This window comes from Kitasatospora sp. NBC_01539, from assembly GCF_045040525.1.
Classification (GTDB): domain Bacteria; phylum Actinomycetota; class Actinomycetes; order Streptomycetales; family Streptomycetaceae; genus Kitasatospora.
Map to the genome: position 1 here is coordinate 7,629,632 of NZ_CP109390.1, position 13,169 is coordinate 7,642,800.

Annotated in this window: 13 protein-coding genes and 2 pseudogenes; 8 read left to right on the forward strand and 7 right to left on the reverse strand. The window is 74.6% G+C overall.

Features of this window, described 5'->3' with window-relative positions; translation table 11 throughout:
• Positions 1-12: 12 nt before the first annotated feature.
• Entirely contained in the window at positions 13-273 is a 261-nt protein-coding gene (locus OG335_RS33045) for a hypothetical protein (RefSeq protein WP_405014816.1), read from the reverse strand.
• Positions 270-554, reverse strand: a complete 285-nt coding sequence (locus OG335_RS33050; RefSeq protein ID WP_405014817.1) for a hypothetical protein — start codon at positions 552-554, stop codon at positions 270-272. Before OG335_RS33050 ends, OG335_RS33045 begins: the two co-directional genes overlap by 4 nt.
• 456 nt (positions 555-1,010) lie before the next feature.
• Here OG335_RS33050 and OG335_RS33055 point away from each other — a divergent pair.
• The 3 genes and pseudogenes from OG335_RS33055 to OG335_RS33065 form a co-directional block, all read left to right on the forward strand.
• A pseudogene (locus OG335_RS33055) lies at positions 1,011-1,370 on the forward strand (hypothetical protein); the annotation flags it as partial.
• Between the two features lie 249 nt (positions 1,371-1,619).
• Positions 1,620-2,341 (forward strand): annotated as a pseudogene (locus OG335_RS33060) (putative Ig domain-containing protein); the annotation flags it as partial.
• 324 nt (positions 2,342-2,665) lie between these two features.
• Positions 2,666-3,895, forward strand: coding sequence for a C40 family peptidase (locus OG335_RS33065; protein ID WP_405014818.1), 1,230 nt, complete (start codon positions 2,666-2,668; stop codon positions 3,893-3,895).
• A 136-nt stretch (positions 3,896-4,031) separates the two neighbouring features.
• Here OG335_RS33065 and OG335_RS33070 read toward each other — a convergent pair whose 3' ends face one another.
• Both OG335_RS33070 and OG335_RS33075 read right to left on the reverse strand, forming a co-directional pair.
• Positions 4,032-4,592 (reverse strand): GNAT family N-acetyltransferase, encoded by a 561-nt coding sequence (locus tag OG335_RS33070; RefSeq protein ID WP_405014819.1) that lies wholly within the window; start codon positions 4,590-4,592, stop codon positions 4,032-4,034.
• Between the two features lie 111 nt (positions 4,593-4,703).
• Positions 4,704-5,153, reverse strand: coding sequence for a DUF5990 family protein (locus OG335_RS33075; RefSeq protein WP_405014820.1), 450 nt, complete (start codon positions 5,151-5,153; stop codon positions 4,704-4,706).
• A gap of 245 nt (positions 5,154-5,398) precedes the next feature.
• On the opposite strand from OG335_RS33075, the gene OG335_RS33080 reads away from it, so the two are divergent.
• Entirely contained in the window at positions 5,399-5,989 is a 591-nt protein-coding gene (locus OG335_RS33080; RefSeq protein ID WP_405014821.1) for a HutD family protein, read from the forward strand.
• Between the two features lie 28 nt (positions 5,990-6,017).
• Here OG335_RS33080 and OG335_RS33085 read toward each other — a convergent pair whose 3' ends face one another.
• The gene (locus OG335_RS33085; RefSeq protein ID WP_405014822.1) at positions 6,018-6,314 is read right to left on the reverse strand and encodes a YkvA family protein; all 297 of its coding nucleotides are present in this window, start codon (positions 6,312-6,314) and stop codon (positions 6,018-6,020) included.
• 300 nt (positions 6,315-6,614) lie between these two features.
• Between OG335_RS33085 and OG335_RS33090 the strand changes: the two genes are divergently transcribed.
• The gene (locus OG335_RS33090) at positions 6,615-7,211 is read left to right on the forward strand and encodes a dihydrofolate reductase family protein (RefSeq protein ID WP_405014823.1); all 597 of its coding nucleotides are present in this window, start codon (positions 6,615-6,617) and stop codon (positions 7,209-7,211) included.
• Between the two features lie 359 nt (positions 7,212-7,570).
• Here the strand turns inward: OG335_RS33090 and OG335_RS33095 are convergent, their stop codons facing one another.
• Positions 7,571-7,774 (reverse strand): cold-shock protein, encoded by a 204-nt coding sequence (locus OG335_RS33095; RefSeq protein WP_187217814.1) that lies wholly within the window; start codon positions 7,772-7,774, stop codon positions 7,571-7,573.
• 568 nt (positions 7,775-8,342) lie between these two features.
• On the opposite strand from OG335_RS33095, the gene OG335_RS33100 reads away from it, so the two are divergent.
• Positions 8,343-9,113 carry a polysaccharide deacetylase family protein gene (locus OG335_RS33100; RefSeq protein WP_405014824.1) on the forward strand — a complete coding sequence of 257 codons (771 nt, stop codon included), beginning with the start codon at positions 8,343-8,345 and terminating at the stop codon, positions 9,111-9,113.
• Between the two features lie 194 nt (positions 9,114-9,307).
• On the forward strand, positions 9,308-10,255 hold the full coding sequence (locus OG335_RS33105) for an alpha/beta hydrolase (RefSeq protein ID WP_405014825.1): 948 nt from the start codon (positions 9,308-9,310) through the stop codon (positions 10,253-10,255).
• 58 nt (positions 10,256-10,313) lie between these two features.
• On the opposite strand, the gene OG335_RS33110 is transcribed toward OG335_RS33105, so the two are convergent.
• A complete protein-coding gene (locus OG335_RS33110) occupies positions 10,314-11,489 on the reverse strand; it encodes a PucR family transcriptional regulator (protein WP_405014826.1) in 1,176 nt (391 codons plus the stop codon).
• Between the two features lie 25 nt (positions 11,490-11,514).
• Here OG335_RS33110 and OG335_RS33115 point away from each other — a divergent pair, with 25 nt between their 5' ends.
• A complete protein-coding gene (locus OG335_RS33115) occupies positions 11,515-12,888 on the forward strand; it encodes a PHB depolymerase family esterase (RefSeq protein ID WP_405014827.1) in 1,374 nt (457 codons plus the stop codon).
• Positions 12,889-13,169: the final 281 nt, after the last annotated feature.

The window sequence follows — 13,169 nt, forward strand, 5'->3', positions numbered from 1 at the left end:
TCGCGGCGGCGTTCAGTCGAGGACGAGCCACACCAGCCGGACGACGTCGATGGCGGGCGGTACGGCGTCGGCGTTCACGAAGATCTCCGCGGTGACGGTCGGGGCGAGCACCACGGACCGCAGGTCGCCCCACTCGTCGACCGGGTCGCCGGAGGCCGCGCCGATCTGCGTGAGCGCGATCGTCACCAGGATGAACAGCTCGCGGTCGGTCCCGGCGATCCGGTCGAGTGCGCGTGCGGGCTGGTCCTGCAGGAAGACCTGCCAGTCGCTCACCGGGCGACACCCTCGGTGCCGCCCGCGATGCCGCTCGCCCGGCCGCCCGCCAGGACCGGTCCCACGGCGGCGCGGAAGCCGGACCGGTCGGCGCCGTACGTCGACGACATCGCCTTGAGCCACCAGGAGGTCAGGACGGCCTCCCGGCCCGCCTGGTCCTCCACCGGGCCGAGTTCGCGGTAGAACGCCATCCGTTCGGCCGCGGGCAGGGCGCTGCCGATGCCGTCGATGCTCCGGGGCACGCGCGGGCCGGAGTTGCGGTGGACGGGCTGTGCGCTCATCGGTCTCCTCCTCCTGTGCGGGCGGGCCGTGCTCCGTCCGCACGGTGTCGACCGTATCGGTTTCGCCGGTGTGCAGTCAGCTCCCCGGCGCCCGGTCGGGTCGGGGGTGAGCCGTCCGGGCGAGCCGGAGCCCCGACCGCCACATCTGTCCGAACAGTTGACCTGGTTGATGAGGTCATGGCATTTTCGTGCGGCCCGGGCGTGCGCAACCGGTCGCGCGTCCGGCGATCCCCCACAAGGAGACCCATGTTCAAGGGACTTGCCGCCGGAATCGGCGCGGTCGCGGTCGTCGCGGGCACACTGCTCCCCGCGGCCACGCCGGCTGCCGCCGTCCAGGCCGGCGATCTGACGTCGACCATCGCGCTGAGCAACTGTTCGGCGTCGCTCGTGCGTTACCCCTCCTCGGTCGACACCGACCGGGCGATGATGCTCACCAACGGCCACTGCCTGCCGACCATGCCGAGCGCGGGCCAGGTGATCCAGAACACCACCGCCAGCCGATCCGGCACACTGCTCGGCAGCTCGGGCTCGTCCCTCGGCACCGTGCAGGCCGACAAGGTGCTGTACGCGACCATGACCGGCACGGACGTCGCGCTCTACCAGCTGACCGACACCTTCGCGTCCGTCAGCAGCAAGTTCGGCGCGACGGCACTGACGATCAGCGACACGCACCCGGTCAACGGCTCGTCGATGTTCATACCCTCCTCGTACTGGAAGCAGGTGTGGAACTGCTCGATCAACGGGTTCGTCGACACCCTCCGCGAGGACCAGTGGACCTGGCGCGACTCGATCCGCTACAGCTCCGGCTGCAACACCACGCACGGCACGTCCGGTTCGCCGATCGTCGACGCCACCAGCAGGAAGGTCGTCGGCATCAACAACACCGGCAACGACGACGGTGCGATGTGCACGCTCAACAACCCGTGCGAGGTCGCGGCCGACGGCACCACCACCGTCACCAAGGGGCAGAGCTACGGTGAGGAGACCTACTGGTTCACCACCTGCCTCGGCACCGGCCGCGCCATCGACCTCTCCGTCAGCGGCTGCCTGCTCACCAAGCCCGCCGGCAGCGGCGTGACGGTGACGAACCCGGGCAACCAGTCGACGGCGGTGAACGGCACCGCGAACCTGCAGATCGCGGCGACCGGCGGCACCGCGCCGCTGACCTTCACCGCGACCGGTCTGCCGACCGGCCTGTCGATCAGCACCGCCGGCAAGATCACCGGCACCGCGACCACCGCCGGCACGTACAACGTGACCGTCACCGCAAGGACGCCGCCGCCAAGACCGGCACGACGAGCTTCACCTGGACGGTCAGCACGGGCGGCGGCACCTGCACCCCGGCCCAGCTGCTCGGCAACGCCGGCTTCGAGACCGGCACCGCCGCGCCGTGGACCACCACCAGCGGCGTCGTCGACAACAGCTCCTCCGAGGCCTCGCACGGCGGCTCCTGGAAGGCCTGGCTGAACGGCTACGGCTCCGCCCACACCGACAGCGCCACCCAGACGGTCACCATCCCGGCCGGCTGCAGGGCCACCCTCAGCTACTGGCTGCACATCGACACCGCCGAGACCGGCACCACGGTCTACGACAAGCTCACCGTCACCGTCAACGGCACGTCCGTCGCCACGCACTCGAACGTGAACGCGGCCACCGGCTACACCCAGAAGACGATCGACCTGTCCTCCTACGCGGGCCAGTCGGTCACCCTCAAGTTCAACGGTGTCGAGGACTCCTCGCTCCAGACCAGCTTCGTGATCGACGACACCGCGATCCAGACCAGCTGATCCGGCCCGACGGCCCCCCGAGGGCCTGAAAGCCACCCCAGGGCCCGGCGGCACCAGCCGCCGGGCCCCCGGCGTACCCGGACTCTCACACGACCGGCGACCGGCGACCGGCGACCGGCCGCCCGCGTGGTGTCGTGGTGCCCGGCACCGGGTGCCGGGCGCCGACGATGTGGTTTCCGCACGGGGTGCGCGCGGCCCGTGTGCGGCACGCTCGGGATCGCCCCGTACGGGGCCTATCGGCAGCCGTTGCGCGGTGCTTGAATGGCCGCCATCAACTCCCCCTCCCCTCCTGCTGCTTGTGGCAGAGGAGTTAAGGACTCCCTCATGACTACGCGCGTCGACCCCTTACCCCGCCGAGCCCTTCCGGCCCTCCGCTACGCCGCGCTCCTGGCCGTGCTCGCCTCCCTCGTGGTCTTCTTCGCCGGCGCCGCCCAGCAGCAGGCCCAGGCCGCACCCGCCTGCGGGGTGCTCTCCTCGGGCGCCGCACCGCAGGCCAACTCGGCCGTCAACGCCGCCTGCAGCCTGATCGGCACGCCCTACTCCTGGGGTGGCGGCCATGGCGGCCAGCCCGGTCCTTCGTACGGCATCTGCGACGCCTCCAACGGCGCTCCCGACGACTGCCACGTCAAGGGCCTCGACTGCTCCGGCATGGTCCGCTACGCGTACTACCTGGCGGTGGGCACCGATGTCATCAACGGCGTGACCACCACGCAGTGGACGTCCTCGCGGGCGGTCGCCAGGTTCTACCGCGCCGACGGGACGGGCCCGTTGCTCCCCGGTGACCTGGTGTTCTTCGGCAACACGCCGTCCACCATCCACCACGTGGCGATCTACCTCGGCCAGGGGTACATCGCCGAGGCACCGTACTCCGGCGGCCATGTGCAGGTGTCGGCCCTGTCCTCGCACGGCGACTACTACGGCGCCATCCGCCTGTACGGGCCCGGCGGCGGCTCCACCCCGCCCCCGCCGCCCGCGGGGACGTACTGGGTGGACACGTTCGCGAACGCTCCGGTGTACGGGTCGCCGACGAGTACGGCGAGTACGGGCACGTTGTACCAGGGCACCAACTACGTGTTCTGCAAGGCGTGGGGGCGTGAGGTCAGCAGTGGTGGCAGTTTCAACCACTGGTGGCTGAAGACGGATCCGGACGTCGGTCCGGGGGGTCAGTGGGTGTCGGCGTACTACCTGTCGCGGTGGGGCAACGACGTCGCGAAGGACAACAACGGCACGGTCGTCCCCGACTGCCCCGGCGGCGGTTCGACCCCGCCCCCGCCCAGTACCGCCAAGTACTGGGTGGACACGTTCGCGAACGCTCCGGTGTACGGGTCGCCGACGAGTACGGCGAGTACGGGCACGTTGTACCAGGGCACCAACTACGTGTTCTGCAAGGCGTGGGGGCGTGAGGTCAGCAGTGGTGGCAGTTTCAACCACTGGTGGCTGAAGACGGATCCGGACGTCGGTCCGGGGGGTCAGTGGGTGTCGGCGTACTACCTGTCGCGGTGGGGCAACGACGTCGCGAAGGACAACAACGGCACGGTCGTCCCCGACTGCTGACCGCATCCCGTGCGCTCCGGCCCGGCGGACGCCCGGCCGCCCCGGGCCGGAGCGGCCGGGGTACCGCGGCCGGGGTACCGCCGGGCCGCCAGGGCGCCCGGGGCAGGGTGCCGGAGGCCGGGGTGCCGAAGCCGCGCTACCAGCACTCGCCGTCGCGCCAGTCGCAGACGAGCCGACCGGTGAGGTCGAGCGGCACCTCCTCGGCCGGGTGCAGCGGCAGCGTGAGGATCCAGCCGTCCTCCTCCGCGGTCCGCACGATGCCGTCCGGCGTCAGGGCTGCCGTCGGGCCGGGCCAGCGCAGCCAGCCGCGGCCGGTGTAGAAGTCCACGGCCTCCTCGGAACTGCCGAGCGCCGCGATGTCGTACGCACGGCGCGCCATCCGTTCCAGTGCGGTCATCACCGCGGCGCCGTGGCCGCGGCCGCGCGATGCCGCGCGGACGGCCACACCCTCGACGTAGCCGGTCCGCAGGGCGCGGCCGCCGTGCAGCAGCCGGCGCTGCACGAGCGCACCGTGGGCGACGAGTTCGGGGCCTTCCCACAGCAGGGCGTGCATGCCGCCGAGGCAGTGCTCCCAGTCGGCGTCCGTCATGTCGGGGGCGAAGACCTCGTCCAGCAGGGCGCGTGCCGCGGCGAGCGTGGCGTCGTCGAGGTCGGCGGTGTGCGCGAGAACGGTGCGGACCGGCAGGGCCTGGTTCATGGCCGCCATTTTCCCACCGCCACCGCCGTGCACGCGGGTTCGTTCGCACGGGTTCGTGTGCACGGCGGTGGCAGGCCACCGGGCACCTCGCGCTGCCCGACCCGGCGTGGCTCAGGCCGACCAGGTGACGAGCGGTGGCCGGACGGTCGCGCACAGCGGAGTGCCCCGGGCGTCCGTGAGGCCCAGGCGTGCGACCAGTCGTCCGGAGACGAGTGCCGCCTCGACGGTGGCCGTATCGACCGCGTCCAGCATCAGTTTGGCGCGCCGGAACATGCCGACGGTGCCGTCCGGGCGGGTCGCGGTCCAGGAGAGGTAGACGAAACGGGTCCCGGGCCGCCCCTGAACGCAGGACCCCCGGACGTCGAGGCCCGCAGGCGTACGGACGGTGGTGCACTCCAGCGTCCAGACCGCCCGGGCGGCGTCACCGGGCTGCGGGTCGAGCAGGTCGTCCGCCCGTCCCCGGCGCTGCACCGCCACATGGACGTCGGCGTACCCGGGGAATCCCGGGCCGGGGGCGCAGATGCGGCCCGGCAGGTCGGAAGCCTCGATCCGGATCCGCACGGCGCCTCCTCCGACACGGGCCTGCCGGTGGTGCGGGCCGGCCCTGCCATCCTGCCATCCCGCGGCCGTGCCGCCCCGTCCCCGCGGCCCCGCCGCCCTGTCCCTGCCGCCCGGTGCGGCGGCCGGGTCGCCGGGCTGCGGCGGGGCCGTGTGACAGGATCGGCCGCAGCAAGGGCCGGAACGCCCGGGTGGCCCGGGAGGGGCGCCGCGGCGACGGCGGCGGTCGGCGGGACGGAGCGGGCGGCATGGCGTGGCAGGTCCTCCGGGCCGACGGGCGGGCGGCCGTGCCGTGGCTGAACGGCGGCGGTGTCACCCGCGAGGTCGCGGGCGGCCCGGCCGGGTCGGGGCCCGCGGACTTCGACTGGCGGGTGAGCCTTGCGGACGTCGCGCAGAGCGGCCCGTTCTCCGTCTTCCCGGGCGTCGACCGGGTCATCACCGTCGTCGCGGGGGAGGCGCTGGAACTCGCCGTGGGCGGCACGGCACCGGTACGGGTCGGGCCGCACCAGCCGTTCGCGTTCCCGGGGGACGCGCCCACCGGGGGCCGGCTGCCGGGAGGCCCCGTCGTCGCCCTCAACGTCATGACGCGTCGTGGCCGCGCGAGCGCCCGGGTCGTGGTCGCCGGCGGTCCGGGCCCGCTGGAGGTGCCCGACGGCGGCACCCTGATGGTGGTCTGCCTGGCGGGCACCGTGGCGGTGGGCACCACGGGCCCGCTGCTCGCCCGCCATGACGCCGCCGTGTGCGAGGACGCCGCGCCCGGCGGCGGCGAACTGCTGCAGGTCCTGGACGGCCTCGCCGCCGTGGTGACGATCCGTCGGAGCCCGTCCGCCCCGGCGTGAGCCTCCGTGCCGGGCGGGCGCCGAGACGTCAGCGACGGTGCCGGGCCGCCGGTGCGACCGTGGACGCGGCCTTGCCGAGCGAACGGAGCGCCAGCAGCAGCACCCCGATGTCGTCGAGCAGGATCGGGTCGGGGAGGAGGTCGACGGGAAGCACCACGTAGACCACCGCCGCCCAGAAGCCGAGCCGGGTGGAGAGCGGCACCCCCGAGGAGCCCAGCATCCGGCGCGCCCGGAGCAGCCGGACGAACAGCCGCACCACCACGACCAGCGTGACGACGACCAGCACCCCGGCCACGCACCACCACACCGCCACGTCGACGTCCATCGACGGCCACCTCCCTCGTCCCGTCCCGGTGCCGCCCCGGTCCTGCCCGACGCGTGCACCCGTGAACGTCCGCCGTCTTCCCCGTCCAGGCACGTCGACGCCCCGCGCGGGCGTGCCGGGCAGAACCTGCGCAGGGCCGTCCGGCGGGGTGCCGAGTGGCGTGACGGCGGACTGTCGTAGGGCCGTAGCACGATGGGTCCCACGCCGAACACCGGACGACCGGGGACGGCGTGACGATCCGTGGGCGGAGCCGTGCGCTTCGGCCCCGCGACCCGTGCACAGATCTGAGGAGCAGTCCCCATGCGCATCGTGATCAGCGAGTTCATCAGCCTCGACGGCGTCGTGCAGGCCCCCGGCGGCCCGGAGGAGGACACCGACGGCGGTTTCGCCCACGGCGGCTGGTCGCACCCGTTCTTCGACCCGGAGACCGTGGGCGGCGCCTTCGACGACGCCCTGCGCAAGGCCGACGCCCTGCTCTTCGGGCGCCGCACCTGGCAGACGATGGCCGCCGCCTGGCCCGATCGGGCAGGTGACCCCTTCGCCGACCGGATGAACGCCATCCCGAAGTACGTGGTCTCCGGCGTGCTGGGCGAGTCCGACCTGGTCTGGGACAACACCACGCGCATCCCGGGCGCCGACGCCGTCGCGCACCTCCGCGAACTGCACGTCGCCGAGGGCGGCGACCTGCTGGTGATGGGCAGCCCCACGCTGGCCCGTACGCTCCTCCGCGAGGGCCTGGTCGACGAACTCCGGCTCATGATCATGCCGGTGATCCTCGGCGGCGGGAAGTCGATCTTCCCCGAGGACGGGGCGCTGCGCCCCCTCGAACTGGTCTCGACGGTCACCAGCAGCACCGGCGTGCACGTCTGCACCTACCGGCCGTCCACCAAGGGGTAGGCACCTCGCCGGCACGTCGGCCGCCGCTCGGGGCCACCGCTGCGGCCGGGGCGCGCCACGGACCGGGTGCGCCGTACGGGGCGCGCCGGGCGATCCGTCCCGCGCGCCTTCCCGGTGCCGGCCCGCGGCAGTCGTAACGTCGTGGGTGCAGGGCGGCGTACAGCGGCCCGCTCCATGGATGCCCGGCCCGGCCGCCCTACCCCCCTGGCGGCCGGGCCGTGCTGCGTCCCGCCACCGTGCGGATCGACGGAGCGGCAGCCCGGGCGGGAGGCCGTCGCCACCGAGCCGGGCCGGACGCGAGAGGGCCCCGCGCCGGGCCGGACGGTGCCGGTCGGTGCGGGGCCCTCTGCCGCGCGGGGTCAGGACGGGACGATGTTCTCCGCCTGCGGGCCCTTCTGACCCTGGGTGATGTCGAAGGTGACCTTCTGACCCTCCTGGAGCTCACGGAAGCCCTGGGCCGCGATGTTGCTGTAGTGGGCGAACACGTCAGGGCCGCCGCCGTCCTGCTCGATGAAGCCGAAGCCCTTTTCGGCGTTGAACCACTTCACGGTGCCTGTCGCCACTGCTGTCTCCTAAGGGTGCGCCCGTGCCCACCCTGAGGTGTGCGTCGTGCGAGATCGTCGGCCACGCGGACCGTCGGCGGGGCCGGCGGAACACGGCCCCCGTGCATGCTGCTGCGGGCGCCCTTGCGGACCGGCCGCGGCCAGCGTACAGAGCGCAGGCCCCGAGACCCGGGACCGCCGCGACACGGCCCCGCCGCGCCACCCGCACGGCCGCGCGGCGGCGTGTCGGGCCCGGCCGTGGTGCCTCCGTGGTGCCTCCGTGGCGCTCGCACGGTCTCCGCGAGGCCGAGCCGGGGCCACCCGGGGTGATCGTGCGTCCGTCACCGTCATGACCCGCCGCGCGCGCCGGGAGCCGTGACGGCGGCGGAGCGGCGTCCCCGACGATCCCCGGGCGACGGGCCGCGCAGGAGTCGGGCGGGAGCGGCCGTTGTCCCGACACCTGTCGGATGCTCCGACCCGACGCACCGTGGGACTGTTCTCACAAGCGCCCGCCGGCCCACGAGGGGGTCCGGCGGGCGCGCCCGTCCCGCCACGACGATCCGTACGACGACCTGCGAGGAGCAGCGCCTTGGCCATCCGTGACACCGCCGACCGGGAGGCCGCCCGGCAGCCCCGGCAGCCCCGGCGCTCCCGGCACCTGCGCAGGCTCGGCCGCGTGGCGCTGCCCGCGTTGCTCGCCGTCGGCCTCCCGCAGGCCGTCGTGGCAGGAGCCGGACCCGCACAGGCGGCGCCGCGCCCCGACAGCGCGGTGGTCGACTCCACCCGTCACCGCGGCAACTCGGTGGCCCTGACCTTCGACGACGGCCCGAACCCCACCGACACCCCCGCGCTCCTCGCGGTGCTGCGCAAGCACCACGTGAAGGCGGTCTTCTGCCTGTGGGGCGACCATGTCGAGGCACACCCCGAACTCGTGCGGGCGATCGTCGCCGACGGACACGCCCTGTGCAACCACTCGATGCACCACGACGACATGGCGGGCTGGTCGCCGGAGCGGATCCGGGCCGACCTGGAGCGCACCTCCGCCGCGATCCGTGCCGCCGCGCCCGGCGCGCCGATCCGCTGGTTCCGCGCGCCCTACGGCAGTTGGGGTGCCGCCCCGGAGGTGGCGGCGGGTCTGGGCATGCAGCCGCTGGGCTGGCGGCTGGCCGTCGGGGACTGGGAGCCGCCGGGCACCGACGAACTCGTCCGCCGCCTGGAGGAGGGCGTCACCCCGGGTGCCGTCGTCCTGCTGCACGACGGCGGCGGCGACCGCAGCCAGACCGTCGAGGCCGTCGACCGCGTCATCCCGGTGCTCAGGGCCGCGGGCTGGCGCTTCGACCAGCCCGCGCGTCGCGGCTGAGGGCGGCGGCCCGTCCGGCGGCCACCCCGCGCGGCCCCACCGCACCGGTCGGGCGGCCGCCCGTAGGCTCGGTGTCCGGCCGTGGCCTCGGCGTCCGGCCGCCCCGCCGGTCACACTGCCCTGCCGGTCACACTGAACCCCCGCCACCCCGCCGGTCCCGCCGCCCCGCTCACGTCAGGAAGGGATGAACCAGCATGCGCCATGCCTTCGATCCCGAACTCGCCGCCGCGCTCGCGATGTCGCCCGAGGTCGACATCTCCGACCTCGCCGCCGCGAGGGCCGCTCAGGCGGCGGAGCTGGCCGGCACCGTGGAGCGGGCCGACAGCACGGGGGTGACGGTCGGCCTGCTCCGGGTGCCCGGACCCGACGGTGCCGAGCTGGCGCTGCGCACGTACCGGCCGCAGGACGCCCGCGGGCCGCTGCCCCTGCTCTACACGATGCACGGCGGCGGTTTCGTCCTGGGCTCACCGGACGTCGACCATGACGAGAACCTCGAATTCTGCCGGGAGTTGAAGGCGTTCGTCGTCTCCGTCGACTACCGCCTGGCCCCCGAGCACCGCTATCCGGCGGCGCTGGAGGACTGCTGGACGGGCCTGTCCGCCCTGGTGGGGCGGAGCGCCGAGCTGGGGCTCGCCCCCGACCGGATCGCGCTGCGCGGTGACAGCGCCGGCGCGGGGCTGGCCGCCGGGCTGGCGATGCTCGCCCGCGACCGCGGCGGCCCCCGGATCCGCCTCCAGCAGCTCCACAGCCCCGCCCTCGACGACCGGCTGGAGACCCCCAGCGCCCGGGAGTTCACCGACACGCCGATCTGGAACCGCCACAGCGCCCACCTCTCCTGGGAGGCGTACCTCGGCACCGGCGTACCGGGCGGTGCGGCCGTCGACCGTCTCGCGGCGCCCGGCCGGGCGTCCGCCGCCGACCTCGCGGGCCTGCCCCCCGCGCACGTCACGGTGATGCAGTTCGACCCGCTGCGGGACGAGGGCATCGACTACGCCCGCGCGCTGCTCGCCGCCGGCGTGCCCACCGAACTCCACGTGCTGCCGGGCACGTTCCACGGGTCGGGCATGGTCGTGCACGCCGCCGTGGTGCAGCGCGCCCACGCCGAGGCCGTCGCGGTGCTCCGCCGGGCGCTGGGCCGATGAGCACGGCGGGGACGGGCCGCCACCACTTACGGTGCGCCCTGCAGCGGACGGTCCGGCATCAGCCGGCTTCGGTGGCGGTAGCGGTGGTGGCCTCGGTGGCGGTGGCCAGCCGCCAGGCGTACAGGGCGAGTTGGGCCCGGAACCGGTCCTGGTGGTCGCGCAGCTGCCAGCCCGTCCCCTCCTCGACGCGGGCCAGCCGGGCCGCCACCGAGCTGTGGTGCAGGTGGAGTTCCGCGGCGGCCTGGCGCAGAGAGCCGGTCCGGCAGAACGCCGCGAGGGCGGCGATGCCGGGTGCGCCGTCCTCCTCGCGGCCGGCGAGCAGGTCCAGCGCGCGTACGTCCGGCTGGGCGCGCAGCCGCTCCGTCGGGATCTCCGCCAGCAGGGCCACCGGGCCGAGTTCGCCGTGGTCGACGACCGCCTCCGCGGTGGAGCCCGCCACCGCGAACCGCAGCGCGGCCCGCGCCTGTAGCCACGACTCCCGGGCCGCCAGCGGCTCCGCGCGGCCGCCGATGCCGACCCGCGTACCGCGTACCGGGGCCCGGGCGCCGCCCGACTCCCGCCCGCGTTCCCGCAGCACCTCGCGCAGGGCGTCCGCCGGTGCCCGACCCGGTTCCCGCTGCTGGACGAGGGCCGCCCCCACCGGCCCCAGCCGCGCGACCCGGACCGTCCCGAGCTGCCGGCTGCGCCCGAACAGCGTGACCGCCTCCACCCCGGCGTCCACGGACGCCCCGCCGGCCACCGCCACCACCCGCAGCGGGAGTTCCGGCACGAGACCCAGCAGCCGCAGTGCCCGTGCCCGGTCGGCCACCGCCTCCCGGCCGGACAGCACCAGCTCGACGAGGGCCGGATCGGCGACGTGCGGCGGCTCCGCGCCCCGCGTGCCACCGCCGAGCACCCGGGCGGCGATCGCCATCCACTCCAGCACCAGATCGTCCAACGGGCCGGGAGCGCAAGGGCGTTCCAGCCAGACCCGGCCGGACGGGCCGAGGTCGGCCTCACCCGAGACCGGGCCGGGCCGGCCGTCCAGGGTTCTGCCGTCCGGGCCGCACCGCACCGGGTCGCCGTCCACGGGCTGCCACCCGGCGGCGCACTCCGCCAGGCCCGCGGTCGAGCGCACGAGGGACGCGGCGTCGAGCGCCCCGCTGCCCAGCAGCGCCTCGAAATGGGCGATCACCCGCACGGCCGCAGCCGCATCCGCATCCAACGTCGACAACCGCAGCAACAAGCCCTTCACAGCCGCAGTCTAGAAAGGACACGACATGCCCGACAGGTACGTGCACCCGAAATCCGGGCGGACCGCCCGGCCCGGCCCCGGCACGCAGGCCGCCCGGCCCGTGCGTTCGCTGCTCGCCGCGCTGCTGGCGGCCGTGCTGCCGCTCCTGGCGGCGGTGCTGATCTCGGCGCCCCCGGCCACGGCGGCGACGCTCACCGAGGTCACCGCCTTCGGCACCAACCCCAGCAGCCTGCGGATGCACCTCTACGTGCCGGACAGCGTCACCGCCCGGCCCGCCGTCCTGGTGGCGGTCCACTACTGCACCGGGTCGGGGCCGGCGTTCTACTCCGGCACCGAGTTCGCCTCGCTGGCCGACCGGTACGGCTTCATCGTGGTGTACCCGTCCGCGACCCGCAGCGGCAACTGCTTCGACGTCTCCTCGCCGCAGGCGCTGAAGCGTGACGGGGGCAGCGACCCCGTCGGCATCCGCTCCATGGTCGGCTACGTGCAGCAGCACTACGCCGTCGACCCGGACCGCATCTTCGTCACCGGCGCCTCCTCCGGCGCCATGATGACGAACGTGCTGCTCGGCGACTACCCGGACGTCTTCAAGGCGGGCGCCGCGTTCATGGGCGTGCCGTTCGGCTGCTTCGCCACCACCGACGGATCCGGCTGGAACAGCGCCTGCGCCAACGGCACCGTGACGAAGACCCCGCAGCAGTGGGGCGACCTGGTGCGCGCCGCCTACCCGGGCTACACCGGCTCGCGGCCGCGGATGCAGCTCTGGCACGGCACCGAGGACACCACGCTGCGCTACCCGAACTTCGGCGAGGAGGTGAAGCAGTGGACCGACGTGCTGGGCGTCGGCCAGACCCCCGCTCTCACCGACAGCCCGCAGGCCTCCTGGACCCGGACCCGCTACGGCAGCACCGGCACCCAGGCCGCCGTGGAGGCGATCAGCGTGCAGGGCGTCGGCCACAGCCTGCCGACCAGCGGGATGGCGGCCCGGGCCGTCGCGTTCTTCGGCCTCGACTCGACGACCCCGCCCACGACACCTCCCACCACTCCGCCCACGACGCCGCCGACCACCCCGCCCACCGGTACGGCCTGCCAGGTCGCGTACACCACCAACGCCTGGAACACCGGTCTGACCGCGGCGATCACGGTCACCAACAAGGGCGGCGCGCCGGTGAACGGCTGGTCGCTCGCCTTCACGCTCCCGGCCGGGCAGACGATCACCTCCGGCTGGAACGCCGTCTACAGCCCGTCGGCGGGCGCCGTCACCGCACGCAACGCCGCCTACAACGCGGCCATCGCCCCGGGCGGGTCCGTCGGGATCGGCTTCCAGGCGACGCACACCGGGAACACCACCGCCCCGACGGCCTTCGCCCTGAACGGCACCGCCTGCACCCTCGGCTGAGGCCGGCCATGCGCCGGTGCTCCCGGGTCCCCACCCGCCGGGCACCGGCGCAGGCCCGCGGCGGAGGGCGCCCGCACCGGCCTCTCGCGCGCGCCGGGCGGGTGACGTCCGGCGCGGCGCCACGGGCCGACCGGCGGGTGGGGCCCGACCCGTCGTACCGTCAGGTCGGGAGCCCGGTGTGCTGCCGCTCCCGCCACCAGCCCGGCCCGGCCGTTCCCCCCGTGACGGCCGGTCCGGGCTGTCGTCCGGGCGGACCGCGCCGACGGCATCCCCACGCCGTC